The organism is Phormidium tenue FACHB-1050 (genome assembly GCF_014696925.1).
Classification (GTDB): Bacteria; Cyanobacteriota; Cyanobacteriia; order Pseudanabaenales; family Pseudanabaenaceae; genus Pseudanabaena.
The window spans coordinates 26,120-46,558 of record NZ_JACJQY010000025.1; the positions used below are offsets into that span (position 1 = coordinate 26,120).

The 20,439-nt window shown below is 43.5% G+C and carries 18 protein-coding genes and 1 pseudogene; 17 read left to right on the plus strand and 2 right to left on the minus strand.

Features of this window, described 5'->3' with window-relative positions; translation table 11 throughout:
• The first annotated feature begins 19 nt into the window (after positions 1-19).
• The 6 genes and pseudogenes from H6G05_RS15210 (at position 20) to accD (ending at position 7,392) form a co-directional block, all read left to right on the plus strand.
• A complete protein-coding gene (locus H6G05_RS15210; protein ID WP_190579007.1) occupies positions 20-361 on the plus strand; it encodes an MgPME-cyclase complex family protein in 342 nt (113 codons plus the stop codon).
• Positions 362-447: 86 nt separating this feature from the next.
• Positions 448-1,428: a hypothetical protein gene (locus H6G05_RS15215; protein ID WP_190579009.1), complete on the plus strand. Its 981-nt coding sequence runs from the start codon at positions 448-450 to the stop codon at positions 1,426-1,428.
• Complete coding sequence (locus H6G05_RS15220) at positions 1,425-3,341, plus strand: pentapeptide repeat-containing protein (RefSeq protein ID WP_190579011.1); 1,917 nt, start codon at positions 1,425-1,427, stop codon at positions 3,339-3,341. The genes H6G05_RS15215 and H6G05_RS15220 overlap by 4 nt, the downstream gene beginning before the upstream one ends.
• A gap of 200 nt (positions 3,342-3,541) precedes the next feature.
• Entirely contained in the window at positions 3,542-4,300 is a 759-nt protein-coding gene (gene grpE / locus H6G05_RS15225) for a nucleotide exchange factor GrpE (RefSeq protein WP_190579013.1), read from the plus strand.
• A 114-nt stretch (positions 4,301-4,414) separates the two neighbouring features.
• Positions 4,415-6,275 (plus strand): annotated as a pseudogene (gene dnaK, locus H6G05_RS15230) (molecular chaperone DnaK).
• A 148-nt stretch (positions 6,276-6,423) separates the two neighbouring features.
• On the plus strand, positions 6,424-7,392 hold the full coding sequence (gene accD / locus H6G05_RS15235; protein WP_190579015.1) for an acetyl-CoA carboxylase, carboxyltransferase subunit beta: 969 nt from the start codon (positions 6,424-6,426) through the stop codon (positions 7,390-7,392).
• A 121-nt stretch (positions 7,393-7,513) separates the two neighbouring features.
• On the opposite strand, the gene nagA is transcribed toward accD, so the two are convergent.
• Positions 7,514-8,590: an N-acetylglucosamine-6-phosphate deacetylase gene (nagA, locus tag H6G05_RS15240; protein ID WP_242025545.1), complete on the minus strand. Its 1,077-nt coding sequence runs from the start codon at positions 8,588-8,590 to the stop codon at positions 7,514-7,516.
• A gap of 188 nt (positions 8,591-8,778) precedes the next feature.
• On the opposite strand from nagA, the gene H6G05_RS15245 reads away from it, so the two are divergent.
• Complete coding sequence (locus H6G05_RS15245; RefSeq protein ID WP_190579017.1) at positions 8,779-9,285, plus strand: hypothetical protein; 507 nt, start codon at positions 8,779-8,781, stop codon at positions 9,283-9,285.
• Between the two features lie 7 nt (positions 9,286-9,292).
• Positions 9,293-10,132 carry a metal ABC transporter permease gene (locus H6G05_RS15250; protein WP_199310569.1) on the plus strand — a complete coding sequence of 280 codons (840 nt, stop codon included), beginning with the start codon at positions 9,293-9,295 and terminating at the stop codon, positions 10,130-10,132.
• A gap of 67 nt (positions 10,133-10,199) precedes the next feature.
• Here H6G05_RS15250 and H6G05_RS15255 read toward each other — a convergent pair whose 3' ends face one another.
• Positions 10,200-10,505 (minus strand): hypothetical protein, encoded by a 306-nt coding sequence (locus H6G05_RS15255; protein ID WP_190579019.1) that lies wholly within the window; start codon positions 10,503-10,505, stop codon positions 10,200-10,202.
• Between the two features lie 327 nt (positions 10,506-10,832).
• Between H6G05_RS15255 and H6G05_RS15260 the strand changes: the two genes are divergently transcribed.
• The 9 genes from H6G05_RS15260 (at position 10,833) to H6G05_RS15300 (ending at position 20,257) form a co-directional block, all read left to right on the plus strand.
• A complete protein-coding gene (locus H6G05_RS15260; RefSeq protein WP_190579020.1) occupies positions 10,833-12,113 on the plus strand; it encodes an MSMEG_0569 family flavin-dependent oxidoreductase in 1,281 nt (426 codons plus the stop codon).
• 302 nt (positions 12,114-12,415) lie between these two features.
• Entirely contained in the window at positions 12,416-12,898 is a 483-nt protein-coding gene (locus H6G05_RS15265; protein ID WP_094534132.1) for an MSMEG_0572/Sll0783 family nitrogen starvation response protein, read from the plus strand.
• A 15-nt stretch (positions 12,899-12,913) separates the two neighbouring features.
• Complete coding sequence (locus H6G05_RS15270) at positions 12,914-13,924, plus strand: Nit6803 family nitrilase (protein ID WP_190579022.1); 1,011 nt, start codon at positions 12,914-12,916, stop codon at positions 13,922-13,924.
• Between the two features lie 41 nt (positions 13,925-13,965).
• Positions 13,966-15,063, plus strand: a complete 1,098-nt coding sequence (locus H6G05_RS15275) for an MSMEG_0568 family radical SAM protein (RefSeq protein WP_190579024.1) — start codon at positions 13,966-13,968, stop codon at positions 15,061-15,063.
• A gap of 237 nt (positions 15,064-15,300) precedes the next feature.
• On the plus strand, positions 15,301-15,807 hold the full coding sequence (locus H6G05_RS15280; RefSeq protein WP_190579026.1) for an MSMEG_0567/Sll0786 family nitrogen starvation N-acetyltransferase: 507 nt from the start codon (positions 15,301-15,303) through the stop codon (positions 15,805-15,807).
• Complete coding sequence (locus tag H6G05_RS15285) at positions 15,808-16,770, plus strand: sll0787 family AIR synthase-like protein (protein WP_190579028.1); 963 nt, start codon at positions 15,808-15,810, stop codon at positions 16,768-16,770.
• Between the two features lie 600 nt (positions 16,771-17,370).
• Positions 17,371-18,006 (plus strand): hypothetical protein, encoded by a 636-nt coding sequence (locus tag H6G05_RS15290; protein ID WP_190579030.1) that lies wholly within the window; start codon positions 17,371-17,373, stop codon positions 18,004-18,006.
• A gap of 363 nt (positions 18,007-18,369) precedes the next feature.
• Positions 18,370-19,044: a glycerol-3-phosphate 1-O-acyltransferase PlsY gene (gene plsY, locus H6G05_RS15295; protein ID WP_199310571.1), complete on the plus strand. Its 675-nt coding sequence runs from the start codon at positions 18,370-18,372 to the stop codon at positions 19,042-19,044.
• The gene (locus tag H6G05_RS15300) at positions 19,022-20,257 is read left to right on the plus strand and encodes an aminotransferase class I/II-fold pyridoxal phosphate-dependent enzyme (protein ID WP_190579032.1); all 1,236 of its coding nucleotides are present in this window, start codon (positions 19,022-19,024) and stop codon (positions 20,255-20,257) included. Before plsY ends, H6G05_RS15300 begins: the two co-directional genes overlap by 23 nt.
• Positions 20,258-20,439: the final 182 nt, after the last annotated feature.

Sequence of the window (20,439 nt, forward strand, 5' to 3'; positions counted from 1 at the left end):
TTGTTAAGAAAAGAAATTTATGTCAGACTCCCAGCAATATTATTTCGTGGCTGCTAGCCGTAAGTACTTGTGTGAAGACGAAGGGAAACCTTTGGGTGAGACGCTATCGGAGCGTCGGCGCAATTTTGAGGCTCGCAATAAGGAAATTAATTTTTGGTTGATTGAACAACCTGCTTTTTTAGAAGCTCCTGAAATGGCAAGTATTAAAAAGCAAATTCCCCAACCTGCGGCGGCGATCATTACAACCGATCCAAATACAATGCGTTGGCTGAAGTTAAGACTTGAGTTTGTGGTAACTGGCGAATTTACTGCACCTAGTGCCTCAATTCCCCAGCCTTTAGCTTCTTTAGCATTGGCATAACAACATAGCGTGCAAAGCACACTCTATGTTTTGTACAAGAAAAGCCGCCATAGAGCGGCTTTTCGATTAGGTTAATGTGCTAATGTGTGACCTTGAATTTGCTGATCAAATTGCCGATCGCTATAGCTACTGTGTTTAGATCTTTTTTCCCTAATACTTTTTCTGGCGTGCATTCTCCCTATGGGTATGCAAATTTTGGCTTTAAAGAAATCGCCTTAAATGCTCAGAAATATAGCGATCGCAGTTTATATAATCAGCCCCTCAATCCTGAGCTAAAAAACTTTCAAAAAGAACAGTCTAAACCTCATTTTGAACTGATTCAAAGTTTTTCAGTCCAAAAGGCAGGGAATTTGCTCACCGAATGTGAAGACATTTGGCATTGTGTAAAACGAAATCCGATGGTGTCGATCGCTTTATCTGATGGTGCAACCGAGTCTTCCTTTGCAAGGGAATGGGCGCAGGAATTAGTTACAGCTTTTGTGAATCGTCAATTACCTTGGCAAGAAGTCTATGCTATGGCTGCAAATTGGCTATCGCCCTTACAAACGTCTTGGCAACAATGGTTAGTGCATCAGGATTTGTCTTGGTTTGCCAAACGTAAGGCAGGTGAAGGCGCTTTTGCCACGTTTGTGAGCTTAGAAGTTTTTGCGAATTTAACTTGGAAGTCTCTTGCTGTAGGAGATTCTTGCCTATTTATCGTGCGCGATCGCTGTTTACAAACTAGCTTTCCTTTGCAAAAAAGTCAGGAATTTAACAATCGACCCAAGCTGATCGGAACCAATGTTAAGGCGACAAATATTCATGTTTCGCAAATTCATGGGGATGCAAAATTTGGCGATCGCTTTTATCTTGCTACCGATGCGATCGCCTGTTGGATTTTTAAGCAATTAGAAGCAAATCAAGATCCTTGGGTAAAATTAGATGAGATCAGCTCGCAAGATTTGTTCGCAGAATGGGTGACGGATTTGCGCGATCGCCATGAAATAGCTAACGACGATACAACCTTGCTATGTCTCAAAATTCAGGATGCAACCGAAATTCCGATGAGTCAAAGTTGTGAATCATGACAGATATTCAAACTTGGCCCCTAAATATTGACTTTACAATCGCAGTGCAAAATCCGCATCTTTGCTTTGCTGATCCTGACCTGAAGCAATCTAGCACTTCTAAAAATTCGCGGGGACGGGTTTTGCTTTGGTCGGGCAACTTTGCCACTGTGTACAAGCTCACTAAGGGAAATCGCTCTTGGGCTGTACGTTGTTTTACGCGCATTCCGCAGTCAGATGTACAGCAGCGCTACAGGTTAATTAGTGAATATCTCAGTCAACACCAGATTCCTTACTTAGTGGATTTTGAATTTCTGACTCAAGGAATTCTGGTCAAAGGCGAATGGTATCCGATCCTAAAAATGGATTGGGTGCAAGGCTCAGAACTCGATCGCTATATTGGCGACTATATTGATGATTCGCAAGTGTTGTTGCGTTTAGATCGTCAACTACAACAACTCCAAAAAGATTTGCAGCAGGTGGGCATCGCCCACGGGGATTTGCAACATGGAAATATCATGGTGGACGATCAGGGAGAGCTAAAGCTAGTTGACTATGACGGCATGTATGTGCCTGCATTGCGAGGAACTCCACCCCTTGAAGTGGGACATCCTAACTATCAGCCACCAATGCGATCGCCTAAGGATTTTGGGGATCAGCTTGATGAATTTTCCTTTGAAGTGATTTCCCTATCTCTTCGGGCTTTGGCAAGCCAGCCTAATCTTTGGGAAACCTTCCACGAAGACAACAAAAATCTGATCTTTCGGCAAAACGATTTTCAAGAACCTGAATTATCACCTGTGTTTCAGTCGATCGCGAGTATCCCTGATGATGAAACTCGTGAGCTATGCGATCGCCTGATCCGTCGCTGTCATGGCAAAGAAGATAGTAAAACTCCTAACTCAAAAGAGCAGTTCAAATTTGTAATTGCTTCCTATAAGCCTTTGCTATGGATTTTCCTAACTGTGTTATTGGTTGGTGGTACTTTCTGGGCTCTCAGAAACAAACAAACTCAACCGACTGTTATCAGAAGTCCTGAGTTATTGCCCTCAAGCTTTCCTACACCAACTCCTACTAACACCACCACTCCAATAACACCAAAATTAACCCCAATTACAGCAACTAATTTAATTGCTAAATACGCCGAGGGGCAGCGTGATTTTCGCTATGTGCAGCTGACAGGTACTCAAGGCGATCGCTTACAAGGTCAAGACTTTAGCAATATTAATCTCAGTGGTTCTGTGCTAGAAAGAGTTGATCTGCGCCAAGTGATCTTCAGGAATGCAAATTTGAATGGCATTAAAATCGTTAAAGTCGATCTCCGAGGTGCAGATCTGAGTAATTCTAGTCTTGTGGACGCAAACTTAGCATTTTCTAATCTGACCGAAGCCAATTTATCTCAGGCGAATTTATTGCGGGCAAATTTATTTCAAGCAAAGTTAGGGTCAGCACTTTTACAAAAAGCAGAATTAATGAAGGCAAATCTGAGTGAGGCTGATCTCAGTTCCGCCAATCTCAAAGGCGCAAATTTAGTCCTCGCCAATCTTCGTAAAGCTAATCTCGTTAAAGCGAATCTGAGTGAAAGCAATTTAAGCGCCGCAAATCTGAGTGACGCGATTTTAGACGATGCCGATTTGTCTCTAGCGGATTTGCGATCGGCTGAGCTGCATTTAACTAACTTTTCCAATGCAAATCTTAGTTCGGCTAACTTAACCGCCGCAAAATTAATCTTGATTGAGTTTGCTGGTACAAACCTTAACGGCGCAAATTTCCGCAATGCGATCGTTGAAAATATTGGCAGTATCGAAGCCGCCGATTTTACTAACGCTTTAAATCTGGCTCCTAAGATTCGTACATATTTTTGCTCTTTAGCCTCTGGCAACGTTGCTGAGACTGGGCTCTCTACAAAATCAACTCTTAATTGTTTGCCATAAATAAAAGCGGCGCTTCGCGCTAACTTCATTTCAGCGCAAATTTCCATATTTATGCCACTATATGGCACTAACAGCTATACGTTGTCTCAGATAAAGAGTAAGATCGAAATGACTGACAAAAATCGTCAAAACTAACACTTAAATTTTAACTCTTAGCAATTTACTGCTAGTCTAAAAAGCGCTAAAAGAGTATCACCGTAATGATCGAAGAAGAAAACATCCTCAGTTCTGACGACCTCATCGACGAAGATGATGAGGTTCTTGAGTCACGGTTGCAACAACTTGCTACCGAAGAATTAAATCAAATCGCAAATCCAGACATATCCAAAGCAGAAGGCTCTCCAGCATCTGCAACCACAGCTAGCGAGCCAAAACCTGACGCAAGTAAAGCCAATGCAGCAGCCGCAGCAACGCTAGAAAAAATTAATGGTTTGATCGCTGAGTCAACCTCGCTTAGAGAGCAATTAGACGATCGCAAACAACAGTACTTGCGTCTATATGCTGACTTCGAGAATTTTCGCAAACGTACAGAGCGTGATAAAGAAGAGCAAGAAGGGACAATTACATCCAAGATTCTTAAAAAAATCCTGCCTGTAGTCGATGACTTTGAGCGCGCACAGTTACAAATCTCTCCAAAAACTGACGGAGAAGCTTCAATTCATAAAAGTTATCAATCTGTATACAAGCAGTTGCTAAAATGCCTCAAAGAGACAGGGGTAGTGAGGATGGAGTGTGTTGGGCAAGACTTTGACCCCAATTTCCATGAAGCAATTATGCAAGAACCTTCAACTGAATATAACGAAGGTATTATCACCGAAGAATTACGCCCAGGCTATCTAGTCAGCGATGATCGTGTCCTACGTCATTCACTGGTCAAAGTGTCTTCAGGCAAAATTGACGGAGATGATATCCCGTCTTCAGACGCGACCTCTGAAAATAGCTCTAGCGAACCTAATTAAGCTAAATATTTCAAGATGCGATCGCGATTGCATCTTGAAATGCATTCTTAGGGTACATTATTCAGAAATTCATTAAGCTAAACTTTAAAAAAGCTTTTAACGGAACTGGCGATTATGTCGAAAGTAATTGGGATCGACCTTGGTACGACAAACAGTTGTGTTTCGGTTTTAGAGGGTGGTAAGCCTGTTGTCATCTCTAGTGCAGAGGGGGGGGCGCACCACACCGAGTATTGTCGCTTTTGTCAAAGACAGTAGCGAGAGGATCGTTGGACAGGTTGCTAAGCGTCAATCTGTAACCAACTCAGTCAATACGGTTTATAGTATCAAGCGTTTTATTGGTCGTGGCTGGGATGAAACCGAGGCGGAGCGTCGTCGTGTTCCTTACACAGCGGTTAAAGGAAAAGACGAAACCGTTGATGTTCAGATTGGGGATAAGACTTATACCCCGCAAGAAATTTCAGCAATGATCCTGCAAAAGCTAAAGCAGGATGCTGAAAACTATTTAGGCGAAGAGGTCACTCAAGCCGTTATTACTGTGCCTGCTTACTTTACTGATACTCAACGCCAAGCTACCAAAGATGCTGGAGCAATTTCGGGCATGGAGGTGCTACGGATTGTCAACGAACCGACAGCCGCAGCACTTGCTTATGGATTGGACAAGCAGGATCAAGATCAGATCGTTTTAGTGTTTGACCTTGGAGGCGGTACATTCGATGTGTCAGTACTGCAACTCGGTGATGGCATTTTTGAAGTTAAGGCAACATCAGGAAATAATCACCTTGGTGGTGACGACTTTGACGCAATGATTGTGGATTGGTTAGTTGCTGACTTTAAACAAAAAGAAGGAATTGATTTATCTGCTGATAAAACTGCTTTGCAACGACTCAAAGAAGCTGCTGAAAAAGCCAAGATTGAGCTTTCTAGCGCTCCTTCAACCTTGATCAGTTTGCCATTTATTGCTGCTGATGATTCAGGACCAAAGACCATTGAGCTAGATTTTACTCGTTCCAAGTTTGATGAAATTACTGCACCCCTAGTCAAAGCAACTCTCGAACCGACCGCTCAAGCTTTGAAGGATGCAGGGCTATTACCAAAAGAGATTAATCGGATCATTTTGGTTGGTGGCTCAACGCGGATTCCTTCAGTGCAAGAAGCGATATCCAGATTTTTTGATGGCAAAAAGCCTGATCAGTCAGTCAACCCTGATGAAGCGGTCGCGATCGGTGCAGCAGTTCAAGCGGGTATCTTAGGCGGCGAAGTTAAGGATCTTTTATTACTAGATGTAATTCCTCTCTCGATTGGACTGGAAACTCAAGGCGGTGTGTTTACAAAAAACCTAGAACGTAACACCACAATCCCCACGAGTAAGTCCCAAATTTTCTCCACCGCCGTTGACAACCAATCGGCTGTAGAAATTCATGTTCTACAGGGTGAACGGGCTATGGCAAAGGACAATAAGAGCCTAGGCAAATTTGAACTAGAGGGCATTCGTCCCGCACCTAGAGGGATTCCCCAGATCGAAGTTTCCTTTGATATTGATGCTAATGGTATTCTCAAAGTTTCAGCGCGAGACATTGACACTGGAGTTGAGCAAAGTATCAGCATCACTAACACAGGTGGCTTGAGTCCCAGCGAAATCGAGAGAATGCGGATGGAAGCTGAGGTCTACTCTGAAGAGGATGAAGCTCGTCGCGAGTTAGCGAATATGAGGAACCAAGCATCCAACCTGATTCGCACTGTCGAAGAAATCCTCAGAGACAATGGTCCTTCGGTAATCACTACCAGTTTGCGTGAACCTACACTCAAGAACATGGAAGCTCTCAAGAATTTATATGAAGCTGAAGAGGCTACATATGAGGACTTACAAACTGCCATTAAACCTTTACAGCAATCACTATTTGAAGTTACTCAAACAGTTGAGAAATACTCTCAAGTTGAACGAGTGAAGCAAAAAACAAGCGACAGCTTAGAATAAAACTGAAGGGCGATGCTTTACATCGCCCTTCAGTTTTACTGAGAGCGCAAAGCGCTGTATGATGACAAAGTTAGACTTGTATTTTTGGCTACAGTTGTCGTCTGTCAACATTGACAACTGAAGCTTATTCTGTAAACCGTGAGCCGCTATGTCACTGTTTGATTGGTTTGCTGAAACTCGCTCGCGCGCAGGTGAAGCATATCGCCGCAAAACTCCTAATCTCAATCAAGAGTCTCAAGAACGTGAAATTCCTGATGGCTTGTGGCACAAATGTTCTAGTTGTGGCACTTTGACCTATGTGAAGGATTTAAAAACCAATTTGATGGTTTGTCCAGAATGTGGTCATCATAATCAAGTTAATGCCTATGAGCGCATAGCCCAATTGATTGATGCAGGAACATGGCAAGAAATGGATGCAGATTTAACCTCCTGCGACCCACTAGGTTTTAAAGATCGTAAGCCCTATATTGATCGCATCAAAGAATATAAGCAAAAAACGGGGTTAAGTGATGGGGTAATCACTGGCACTGGCAAGATTGATGGCTGCGATGCTGCGCTTGCAGTGATGGACTTTAGATTTATGGGCGGCAGTATGGGATCGGTTGTCGGGGAAAAAATTACCCGTATGCTAGAGACTGCTACCGCTAAACGTTATCCAGCTTTGATATTCTGTGCTTCTGGTGGGGCAAGGATGCAGGAAGGGATTTTGAGCTTGATGCAGATGGCAAAGACTTCGGCTGCTTTGGAACGCCATCGTCAGGCAAATTTGCTTTATATCCCAGTTTTGACTAATCCTACAACGGGCGGTGTAACCGCAAGTTTTGCGATGCTTGGTGATCTTATTTTGGCTGAGCCGAAAGCTTTGATTGGATTTACAGGGCGGCGCGTGATTGAACAGACCCTAAAGCAAAAAATTCCTGAAGGCTTCCAATCGTCGGAATATTTACTTGATCATGGTTTTGTGGATGCGGTTGTACCCAGAACTAAGCTGAAGCAAAGTCTTGCCATGATTTTAAAAATGCACCAACCGCAAGAGTTAATTGCTAATAATCAAAATCTTAATGGTGCTACTAAGTCGGGAACCCATGCTATGTCTGATAGTCCGCTAAGCTTATGAACCAATTTTTGAGTGGCGCGGCTTCGCAGCACCACTCAAAAATTGGTTCTTATCTATATTTAATTAAGGGACATACAGAAAATAATTGATCCCAAAAATGTTGAGGTGGGCTTAGCTCACCTCAACATTTTTGGGTTTTATATGGATCATTTTTTTGTTGGATTCCCTTAATTTCACAGACAAACGAAGTAGAGCCGAATCGTCCGGGAGAAGAGAACGAGTACTTACACCAAGTTAGCCTCTGAGGCGCATTTTGATCGATTTCAAGATTTATGGCAAGGCGGGGAGAGTCGATCGCTAATTTAATAGCATTTTCTGGCTCACAAACTCCCCACTCGATCAGGTTATTGACTGCTTTAATCAGAGGCAGCGTCGTACCTGAGAGCGTACCATCGGGTAATCGCGCTGTGCCATTTTGAATCGTAATTTGGCGATCGTCCCAAGGATAAGTGCCATCGGGCAAACCAAGGGGCGCAAGGGCATCACTAACCAGAAAAATTTGTTTTTTCATCCGATAGAGCAGTTTGATCGTTTCGGGAGAAACATGAACGCCATCGGCGATTAGTCCGCACCAAACCCGATCGCTTAATATTGCTTCACCCAATAGCCCCACATCGCGATGATGCAAACTTGGCATGGCATTAAAGGCATGAGTGACCATCGTTGCTCCTTGGGCGATCGCTACTCTCGTTTGTTCTGCATTAGCCGTAGAGTGTCCTAAACTGACGACGATCTGGCGATCGCGTAAATATTGAATTGTTTCCCCCGATGGATCAAGTTCTGGCGCGAGGGTGACAAGTTTAATAATGTCGGTGTAATCGCCTAACACCTGCCGTAATGTATCGAGATTAAGCGGTAATAGATGTTGTTGTGGATGTGCGCCACGTTTATCGGGATGCAGAAATGGCCCTTCGAGATGGACTCCTAAAATTTTGGCTTCTTGAGGATTGGGATTTTGCTTTTGATTAGAGATCGCTTCGGCTAGGAAAAATAGCGATCGATGGAACTGCTCAATGGATGCAGTAACAAGGGTAGGAAAAAATCCATCGAGTCCCTGTTGATATAGGAACCGACAAATTTCTGGTAGCTTGGCAGCGCGATCGCGATTTAAATCATTGAAGGGAATTCCCAATGCTCCATTGATTTGGAGATCAATTGCTCCTTGGGTAGAACAGATAATTTCACGTAAACCTGTCATGATTTCTATCGCTCATGGGATTGATAATATTTTTGCATGAGCTTTAGCGAGGTGAACTAGATGTCCGTATCAATCCTAAATAGGTTGAGAGAGTGCGTCCCTTTGGGCCGCACTCTCTCAACCTATGATCGGTAATTGCTATAGGAGATCATGTAGGATTGCTTTAGCCCCAAATATAGTTAACGAGCGTGCAATCTTCTCATCCTATTTCGACTGAATCAGAGCATTTATCTGTAGCCGATCGCATTGAATCTTTTAAAGCAGGGTTTCTCGGCGCGATCGCTAGTGTTTTCTCGTTTTTTGCGATCGCCCTACTTCATCACTTTTTGCAGAATTTTCTGACTGTGCAACTAATCAGTAGCTTTGAGCTTGGCAGTCCCTTCATTTTGTTACTTAAGCTAGGCATGATTGGCTTTTCGGGTTTTTTATTTGCCGTCACTTATCGTTACATTGTGCGGGGCGATCTCAACTCACATCTCAAATCAGGCGCAATTCTAGCTTTTGCCTGTATCCGTAGTTTTGGAGCAATTGATCATGACTTGCCTACACTAACGCCATTGCCTTTAGTCCAACTAGCTTTAGTAAGCGCCATCTTATTACTTGAAAATGTTGCATGGTTAGCGATTGTGCAAAGTATCCTCGAAACCGCCATTCAGTACAAATGGATCGCTGCTTTTGGCTCAGCAAAGGATTGAGAAATTTATGGCTAATCAAATCTGGCAATGGATCACTGAGCCACTAGCACTGGAATTCATGCGAAATGCCTTGATTGCAGGTGGTTTAGCGGGAATTATTTGTCCAGCGATCGGGTGCTTTTTGATTGTGCAGCGAATGGCGTTGCTGGGGGATGTGATGACGCATACGGTTATGCCGGGGATGGCGATCGCCTTTTTTTGGCGCATTGACGTAGCGATCGGCGCATTTATTTCAGGAATTGGCAGTGCTTTTTTAATCGCATGGTTGCGATCGCAAACTCGCGTGAAAGTTGATGCAGCGATGGCTTTGACTTCATCGAGTTTCTTTGCGATCGGGATTTTGTTAATTTCCTTGCTGAAAATCAAAATTGATCTGCATGGCTTTTTGTTTGGCGATATTCTCAGCGTTACGCCAACCGATACGATTCGCGCAGGAATTATTACGGTGATTGTGCTGGCGGCGATCGCGATGTTTTATAAGCAATTACTTTTTTATACCTTTGATCGCATTGGTGCAAAGGCTTTGGGACTACCCGTGAATCTGATCTATTTAGGATTGATGGCAGGTGTGACTTTGACGATTATTGCCAGTATGCAGACGATGGGCGTGGTGTTGGTGGTGTCGCTCTTAGTGGGGCCTGCGATTACCGCCTATTTATTAGTCAAGGAATTGCATCAGATGATTTTTGTGGGTGCGGGGTTAGGTGTGACGGCAAGTGCGATCGGTTTATATGCCAGTTACTATCTCAACTTGCCTTCTGGCCCAGCGATCGTGTTAGCAGTACTGCTGTTATTTTTACTGACTTTAGTTTTTAGTCCCAGTCAAGGCTTACTCACAGGCAAATAAAAAGCGGCGCAATGCGCCGCTTTTTATTTTATATAAAAGACAGCGCATTGCGCTGCCTTTTATATAGTTAAGCTTCGGTCGTTTCTTCGGTTGTGCTTTCTTCAGAGGCTTCAGCCACTTCAGCAATAACTTCTTCCACAACTGGTTGTGGCTTAGTTGGCTTTGGTCCCCTGACCAAAGCGAGATTTACGGGAGCTTTGACTTCTTCGTCCCTTCCGCCTCTTTTATCTCTCTTGCCTTTACCACCATCACGACCATCACGGCCAGAAGAACGCCTTTTGTCGGAGTCGTCAGACTGTCTAGCGCTAGGAGTGGTTTCGTTGGTTTCGGGGTTTAGCTGACGATCTGCTTTTTTGATAGGACGTTCTACCATTGTTAAATTCCTGATTAACTTGATGTATTTGTATCCTAGCCTGTTTAGGCATAATCTCGCGATCAAAACTAGAAAGGACGCAAAGCGCCCTTTCTAGTTTTGAAAAAGTAGAGGCAACGCGAAGCACCCTTTCTACTTTTCTAAATGGTTTATGAACTATTGATTTAGGTAGAAGTTGGAAATGCGATCGCCTCAAAATCGTGGATACATTTTCTATCCCTAACGTTATCGATAGACTTAGAGGTTCCGTAGTTAGGAATACAAAATCACAGTTTGGCTAGCAATTACTCTCAAATCATTCTAAGCAGCGATTTAAGAAGTTAGCCAATGACAAATCACTATCCCGTTGTAATTGTTGGCGGTGGTCAGGCTGGTCTATCCATAAGCTATTGCTTAAAGGAAAGAGGCTTAGACCATATTATTTTTGAGAAAAATCAGATTGCGAATGCATGGCGATCGCAGCGATGGGATTCCTTTTGTTTGGTAACTCCCAATTGGCAATGCCAGCTTCCCGGCTATCCCTATAAAGGTAATGAGCCAGAAGGTTTCATCAAAAAGGATGAAATCGTAGCCTATATCGAAAATTACGCACGCTCCTTTAATCCACCGATTCAGGAAGGCGTAGAAGTTCTGAATTTACGACGAGGCGATCGCGGTATTTTTGAAGTGACAACGAGCATTGGTGATTACACTGCCGATCAGGTGGTCGTAGCCGCAGGTGCATACCATCAGCCCAAGATTCCCAAAATTGCGGAGCGCTTACCAGCGCATATTTTGCAGGTGCATTCTTCAAAGTATAAAAATCCTGAATCTCTCCCCGAAGGTGCAGTTTTGGTAATTGGGACTGGTCAATCGGGTTGCCAAATTGCCGAAGATTTACATCTGGCTGGGCGCAAAGTCCATCTATGTGTGGGTAGTGCGCCGCGATCGCCACGTCGTTATCGCGGTAAGGATGCAGTGGAATGGCTGGATTTAATGGGATATTATGAACTTTCCATCGATCAGCATCCCCAAAAAGAAAAAGTCCGTTCTAAGGCTAATCATTATCTAACAGGACGTGATGGCGGTAGAGAAATCGATTTGCGCCGTTTTGCTTTAGAAGGAATGCAATTGCATGGCAGGTTAAAAAATATTGCTAGTAATAAATTGGAATTTTTCAACGACCTCAAGCAAAACCTTGATGGAGCTGATGCCGTTTCCGAGAGCATTAAGAAAACGATTGATAATTTTATTGCTAAAAATAATCTTGATGCCCCCCTTGAGCCTCCCTATCAACCCGTCTGGCAACCAGAAATGGATATTCCCGATCTAGATTTGGCTGAGGCGAATATTACAACCGTGATCTGGTGTACGGGTTTTCAGTCTGATTTTAGCTGGATCGAGATTCCTGTATTTGATGGCAAGGGCTATCCTGGACACGATCGCGGAGTGACTGAGGTGAAAGGCTTGTACTTTCTAGGATTACCTTGGCTCTATACATGGGGCTCGGGGCGATTCTCAGGAGTTGCTAAAGATGCGACTTATCTCGCAGATTACATCATGGCACGACGCAAGGTTGCCCATGTCAGTGATTGGACTGTGGTTAATGAGTTTTTACTCGGCTCATGATCACCTATCGATTTCGATAGGTAAGCGATCGCATTTTGATGAATTCCTAAAGAAAGCGATCACCTTCCTATCGATAAAGATAGAGTTCTCTTTTTCGTAACCAGAGATACAAAATGGAACCTCAGATAGAAACTAATCTGACTTCAAGTTCTTAGTTAGGTATAGGCTTTTAGCTCTTAGCTTTTAGCTTTGTTACTGACTGTCAGATTATTTAGATATTGCAACCATTTTGAACTTCAAATTTTAAAGCTAATAGCTAACAGCTAATAGCTTCTTAATCATTTACCTTAAAGGAAACAACAATGCCTGAAGTAACTGCTCCTGCTCACCAGACTGGCGATTTCTTTGTGAATTATGAAGAGAAAGTATTTGAGGATGTCAAAGCTGAACCGGGGGAGAAAGCCCTTGTCACTTTCCATACTGTCGCTTTTGAAGGTTCAATCGGTTTTGTAAATCTTTTACAAGCTACTCGTTTACTTCGTAAAGGATTTGAGACTTCAATTTTGCTCTATGGTCCTGGGGTAACTCTGGGTGTACAGCGTGGTTTCCCAAAACTAGGTGATGCTGCTTTCCCCGGACATCAGAATTTCAATGACCAAATCTCTAAATTCATGTCTGAAGGTGGCAAGGTTTATGCCTGTCGCTTTGCCCTGCAAGCTCTCTATGGACATGGTGAACCATCGCTAATTCCTGGCATTCGTCCAATTAGTCCTCTGGATGTATTGGATATCATTCTTTTACATCGCAAGGACAACGCCTTCATTCTCGATACTTGGACTCTATAAGGACTTCACAAAATCGTGGATTATTCACGCAAAGTTAGAGCCGCCGCTGTCCAAATCAGTCCAGTTTTATTCAGCCGCGATGGTACGACCGAGAAAGTCCTGCAAGCGATCGCCAATGCTGCGAAAGAAGGTGCTCAGATCGTCGTTTTCCCAGAAACCTTCGTTCCCTACTATCCTTACTTTTCCTTCGTGCAGCCGCCTGTAATGATGGGAAAAGAACATATGCGTCTTTACGAAGAAGCTGTTGTCGTTCCCAGTCCTGTTACGGAAGCGGTTAGCCAAGCCGCGCGATCGCACAGTATCGTTGTTGTGTTAGGTGTGAATGAACGCGATGGTGGTTCGCTTTATAACACACAGCTAATTTTTGATGCCGATGGTTCACTGTTACTAAAGCGACGCAAAATCACACCGACCTATCATGAGCGAATGGTATGGGGACAGGGTGATGGCGCAGGATTGAAGGTAGTGGATAGTGCGGTTGGGAAAGTCGGCGCTCTAGCTTGTTGGGAGCATTACAATCCCTTGGCGAGATTTGCCTTGATGTCACAGCATGAGCAGATCCACTGCGCTCAATTTCCGGGATCTCTAGTTGGACAGATTTTTGCTGACCAAATCGAAGTCACGATCCGTCATCATGCCCTTGAGTCTGGCTGCTTTGTGATTAATGCCACAGGCTGGCTCTCGACCGATCAAGTAAGTCAAATCACCAGTGATGAGAAACTCCAAAAGGCTCTAAGTGGTGGTTGCAACACGGCAATTATTGGACCAGAAGGAAATCATCTTTGCCCACCGATTACAGAAGGTGAAGGCATGGCGATCGCAGATTTAGACTTCTCGCTGATCACCAAGCGCAAGCGGATGATGGACTCGGTTGGACATTATGCGCGTCCAGATTTACTTCAGGCTCACTTGAACGCTGATGCTTTTGCAGGATTCCAGATTGATCAAAGAGGTGATGTCATAATTTCTCCAATTGGCGATCGCGGATTCAACGGATTAAAGGATTACGCAGATTCTCAACTATAGGAACAAGGGGCTTAAGCCCCTTGTCTGTAAAGGCTATCACCATGAATAAGCAACAATTAATTACAGAATTACAGACTAAGGGTTTGCAACTGGTTGATCGCCAAAATGATCGCCAAATGGGAGCGAATGGGCGTAAAGGCGGCGCAGGCCCCTCCGATCATAAGGCGATCGCTATTGATGGCACAACGGTGATGGTTCCAGTTTTCAATAGTTCAGCAGCTAGTTCTCCCTATAGGGTGGAGATTAATGCCGAAACTAACGAGATGCTCTTAGAATCAGGAAAAGAAGCGATCGCGCCCATTACTTTTCCTAAGTCTCCTAACTTCTATAATCTCACCACCAGCGATGGCATTCCCTATTGGAAAATCGCATTGCTTCACAGCCACGATGTGCTAGCAACAACGGTTTTGCAGACCTGTATGCGCTATAACAATACGGATACGTCCTGTCAATTTTGTGCGATCGGGCAATCTCTCGAAGCAGGACGTACCATCGCTCGCAAAACTCCTGCTCAACTAGCCGAAGTTGCCGAAGCTGCGGTGCGCTTGGATGGAGTTAAGAACATGGTGATGACTACGGGGACACCAAATACGAGCGATCGCGGTGCGGCTTATTTGACGGAATGCGCCAAAGCCATCAAAGCCAAAGTGGATATTCCCATTCAAGCCCAATGCGAACCTCCCGATGATTTTATCTGGTTTGAGCGCATGAAAGCGGCAGGTATTGATACTCTAGGAATGCATTTGGAAGCTGCTGACCCAAAAGTTCGCGCCAAAATCATGGCTGGCAAGGCAAGCGTTCCCCTTGACTATTATTTTGAAGCCTTTGCTGCTGCCGTCAAAGTATTTGGCTGGGGTCAGGTCAGCACCTATCTCTTAGCAGGCTTAGGCGATAGTTTAGAAACTCTGGTGGAAACCTGCGATCACCTAATTAGCATTGGTGTTTATCCCTTTGTCGTTCCCTTTGTACCAATCAGCGGCACGCCCTTAGCTAATCATCCTGCACCGACGACGGAGTTTATGTTTGCGGTTTATGAGCAGGTGGGTGCATTGCTAAAGCGATCGCAGATGTCTTCTGCCGATATCAAAGCAGGTTGCGCGAAGTGTGGCGCTTGTTCAGCACTTTCTCTTTTTGAATAAGCCCCTCACCCCTAGCCCCTCTCCCAGATGGCTACCTTGTACACACAAGTCTCAAAAACCCCCTTTAATTCCCCCTTGCAAAGGGGGAAGACTAGAAACCTTATTCCCTCCCTTAGCAAAGTGGGAAGACTAGAAATCCTGTTCCCTCCCCTTTGCAAGGGGAGGGCTAGGGAGGGGTTATAGCTCCCGCAGGAGAATGGGAGTGAGGGCAGAATATTAAACTTAGGGATAATTATCATGACTTCCGCTTACATTTTTAAACTTGCCTCCACACCGCAAGAAATCGACGCATACTTTGAACTTCGCAAAGCCATCTTTGTAGAAGAACAGTATGTATTTGAAGAAAATGATGTTGATGACATCGATGCGATCGCCTATCCGATTGTGGCGATTAATCCTGAAAACAACCAAGTTGTGGGCGTTGTCCGCATCTATGAAACCGAAAAAGGCATCTGGTATGGAGGTAGATTAGGCACGCACAAAGACTATCGACGGGGTTGGCAAATTGGCAAAGGCTTGATTTATAAAGCGGTGACAACGGCGAATACATGGGGATGCGATCGCTTCTTTGCCACAGTCCAGATCCAGAATGTGCGCTTCTTCCAACGTCTGCATTGGGAATCGCTTAAGGAAATGACGATCTGCGATCGCCCCCATCATTTTATGGAAGCTGATCTTAACTTCTATCCCCCAAGCGATGAAATTCGTCCTACTTATCCTGCTCAAATCCGTGAGGCTTCCTAGATGCTGGCGGCACTTTCAGCAAAACTTAGAGCATCTATGGGTATCTTGCATAAGCAGGATATTCAGATTACGGCAAGAGGGCTAGGTGAGCAATGGAATGATGCAATTCTGTTAGGTGATGACTGTGCGGCAATTCGCGATCGCGATGGCTATTTGTTACTTGCTGCTGAGGGGATGTTACCGCAATTGATCGACACTGACCCTTGGTTTGCGGGTTGGTGCGCGGTGATGGTTAATGTTAGTGATATTTACTCAATGGGGGGTGAACCGATCGCTGTTGTCGATACGCTCTGGAGTCAGTCGCCCGACTCTATTTCTGAACTATTAGCAGGAATGAAAGCGGCGGCTATTGCTTATCAAGTGCCAATTGTTGGTGGACATACAAATTGCCGCAGTCCCTATAATGCTTTGTCAGTAGCAATTCTGGGACGCGCTCAGAAGTTACTCACCAGTTTTAACGCGAAGCCTGATGATATTTTGTTAGCGGCGATCAATATGCGTGGTCAGTTCCATCCTGATTACCCATTCTGGAATGCGGCAACTAAAGCCGATCCGCAGCAACTACGCGAGAATTTATCGATCCTGCCATATCTCGCCAAATCAGAATTATGTGATGCGGCTAAAGACATCAGTATGGGTGGGATTATTGGAACTTTACTAATGCTCACCGAAACTTCTAATTGTGGCGCAATTCTCGACTTAGATCGGATTCCCTGTCCTGAGAATGTTCCCTTAGAGCGTTGGTTGATTTCTTTCCCTAGCTATGGATTTCTATTAAGCATTCGTCTTGAAAATGTAGAAGCAGTGCAAGCGCTTTTTCAGGCACAAGATTTAGTTTGTGCGGTGGTGGGGGAAGTACAAGTAGGTACTGAAGTGATCTTGCGATCGCAAGGTGAGTCAACTCTATTCTGGGACTTCTCTCAGCAATCTTTAACGGGGTTTAACGATCGCAAAGACAAATAATTGTTAAGCGACCAAACTCTAAATTCGCACTCTTTTCTATGTATCATTCCAAACAAATTAGATGTGTTATGCTCAAAAAATAGGTTAGTACTCCAATTGGTTGCTCTACCCAGAAATTTTCCGTATAATCAACTTATTTCAGTTACCTAAACGGAAAATTTCCGTACAAATCCATGTAGTTAGATCGTCTGACTAAAGCTACGTTAAATAATAAAAAGGATAAGCTTGGAACTAGTCCTTACTCTAGTTGAATGCCTTATTGTCAACTCAGTTGGAATGCTTTAGCTGGTTACATTATTAGTCATTTGCTATCCTTAAAGGGCTTTGACATAAAACTTGGCGTTTCTGAGACGGTTTTTACACTCACTTTTGCTTACGCTCTAGTATCAACACTCTGGTAATAACTAGAAGCCTCTTTCTACCAATGTAGCTGTTATGTCTTTGGAGTTTTGATTGAAAATTGAAATTACCTGTAACATTTGCTCCAATAACAAATTGGAAGCAAAGTCCTCTTTTGTACAATACTCTCGTCTTTGCTCTGTTCGGGATGATGGGATTTATGAATTTGAATGCCCAGAAGGACACCGATCAAAAACGGTTTTGCGTACACCAAAGCATGAGGTTCTTTTTGCGATCGCATCTAATGCTTTGTTAGATGGGTATTTACGAGAATCTATCGCTAGTTTTGCTGCATCTCTTGAACGATTTTATGAGTTTGCAATTCGAGTCATCTGTCGATCAAAGTCTATCTCTCAGCAAGATGTCGATAAATGCTGGACAGCAGTATCAAAGCAATCAGAGCGGCAACTTGGAGCCTTTGCCATGCTCTGGTTTGTGGAGATGGGTGATCCTCCAGTGTTACTGCCAAACAAGATGGTTGAATTACGAAATCAAGTCATTCATCAAGGAAAAGTACCTACTTATCAGCAGTGTATCCAGTTCGGACAGACAGTTGTCAACGTAATTTCTCCAATCGAGTGCAAGATGCTTGATAAGTTTGCAGATAGCCACAAAGATGAGTGTTTTGCATTATCAAACTCTGTAAGAGAAACGTATGAGCAACGACTTACTATTTTGAGCATCTTCTCTCCGCTAGATGCAGTAATCAAAGAAAATATGAGTCTTGAAATATGCTTAGAGCGACTAAGTTTACAGAGAAAACATCAGGGTGTGCCATCTATTGGTTCAGAGCTTATACGAGCTACAACAGTGCATCCTGTACAAAAAGAGACGTAACAACTAATAGATCGGAACTTTGAAGTACACTGGCTCTAGCAAAATTTGTCTACGTTCAGAGAGCACATACTTTAAACCGAAGCGATGCGCCCGTTAAGGCTATCTGTTTCTAGCCGTGATTGTGCCATCAGACATGGGCTAACTTAGTTTTTGAGTTCGTAGAAGTTAGTGGTGATTCCTTTCAGGTAAGTCTCGCTGCAAAGATAAATAATTATTAAGCGATCAGAGCCTAGACACCATAATTAAAGTTTTTCAAGAATAATTTTATTAAACTTTGCGGTTAATCCCTGCTTAGTAAACGATTAGTGGTATGCAGCAAAGCCTCGCACTACTAATCCAAAAACTCTCTTAACGAGATTAATTATGGAACTTAGCTTATTGATTCTTGCTTACTTTATTGGCTCGATACCAACAGGTTATCTGGTGGGTCGAAGCGCAGGGCTTGATATTAGAGAACATGGTTCTGGTTCGACGGGAGCCGCAAATGTCTGGCGCACAATTGGTAAAGATAAAGGTATTTTTGTGTTTGGGATTGATTTAATCAAAGGCACAACAACCATCTTACTAATACAATCTATTAGTGAACTCAAAACCACCTCAAGCCCTCTGTTTTTCAACAGTTTCGAGGCAAATATCCAGCCTCAAAATGAATGGTTTGTAGTAGGAGCAGCCTTACTAGTGATTTTGGGACATAGTTATTCCTGTTGGATTGATTTTAAGGGAGGTAAATCCGTAGCTACAGGTTTAGGAATTCTATTGGCTTTTAATTGGATTGTAGGATTAGGAGCATTTAGTTTTTGGCTAGCGACGGTCGTCATGTGGCGAACGACATCGATTGGTTCTATATTGGCTGCGATCGCCTCCTCAAGTCTCATGCTTTGCACTCACTCACCCGTCGCTTATAAATTGATGGTGTGTGTCGGTAGTCTTCTCATAATTTACCGACATCGCAGCAACTTTGATCGACTGTGGCAAGGTACAGAGCTTAAAATCAACTTTTTTGAGAGCGATCGCCATGAAAATATATCCACGGATTGAGTTAGATATCTCAATTAAGGATTTAAGTATAAGCCTAGTTTCTTCCTTCGCATGGTCTGAAAGAGCAAAAATAATTACCCAGATTCAATCCTATTGGCATACACCAAAGGAAGTTCTAGTTACACTCTGCGTTAGAACTTCCTTTGATCTACTACTCCAAGCATTATGCTTACCTGCTGGCTCCGAAATTATGATGAGCGCGGTAAACATAGCTCACATGGAAGAGATTGTCAAAAAGCATCATTGTATTCCTGTTCCCATAGATATTGACTTAGAGACACTTGCACCCTCTTTAGAATCGCTCAAAGCCTCTATCTCTAATCAAAGCAGGATATTTGTCGTTGCCCAGTTATTTGGTGCGATCGCGCCACTCGATCCTTATGTCGAGATATGCAAGAGCCATAATATCCTGCTGGTGGAAGACTGCGCTCAAGCATTCGATGGTCTGCGATATCTGGGACATCTTCATGCTGATATCAGTCTTTTCAGTTTTGGTCCAATCAAATCTTGTACAGCTTTAGGTGGTTCAGTAACCATCGTTCAAGATCCCAATTTAGTCCAGAAAATGCGAGATATCGAGCAAACCTATCCTGCCAAGACTGATTTCTGGTTCTTGACAAGATTACTCAAATATTTATGCCTTAAAGTTCTCTCTATTCCTACGATCTTTGGGGTTCTTATCGCTTGTTTAAATTTTCTGAAATTAGATGCAAATAATTTTATTAGTATGCTAACCCGTGGCTTTGGGAAAGGAGATATCCAGACTCAATTGCGATACCGTCCTCCCAATAGAATGCTTAGGCTTTTGCTCCATAGACTAGAGCATCTTGATGCGACTTATTACGATCGCCGCAAGCAGTCGGCTATTGTCTTTTTTGATTCATTAAAAAAGACAAACTCTAATCTTGGAAACGGTGTAATGCTGCATTCGTACTGGGTAGTTCCTTTGATAACAGAAAATCCAGAAATGCTAATGCAAACATTGAGAAAGGCAGGTTTTGACTCGACCACAGGAACAACTAGTCTGAAATCAATTGCCGAGGAGTCATCATTTGCAACTAAGTTAATGCGTAGCATCCTTTACTTACCGATATATCCTGCTGTCCCATTAGAAGAAGTGAATCGTCTTGCCCAATTAATCAATCTGAATACAGCAAATGAATCTAAGTATAGCTATAGCCACCTGTATCAGGACAAATCAAAACCCAAATAATGTGAGGCGGCGCTTCGCGCCGCCTCACATTATTTGGGTTTTATGTCCAAGAATGGCGACAGCTATAGATCACTAAAAGTAGTTGCAGCTCAAAGCGCTGCAACTACTTTTATACCAAAGCCCAAGAAAATTTTTGAAATCATTGTTTTGCAATGATTTCAAAAATCTTCTTGGCTTGTGTG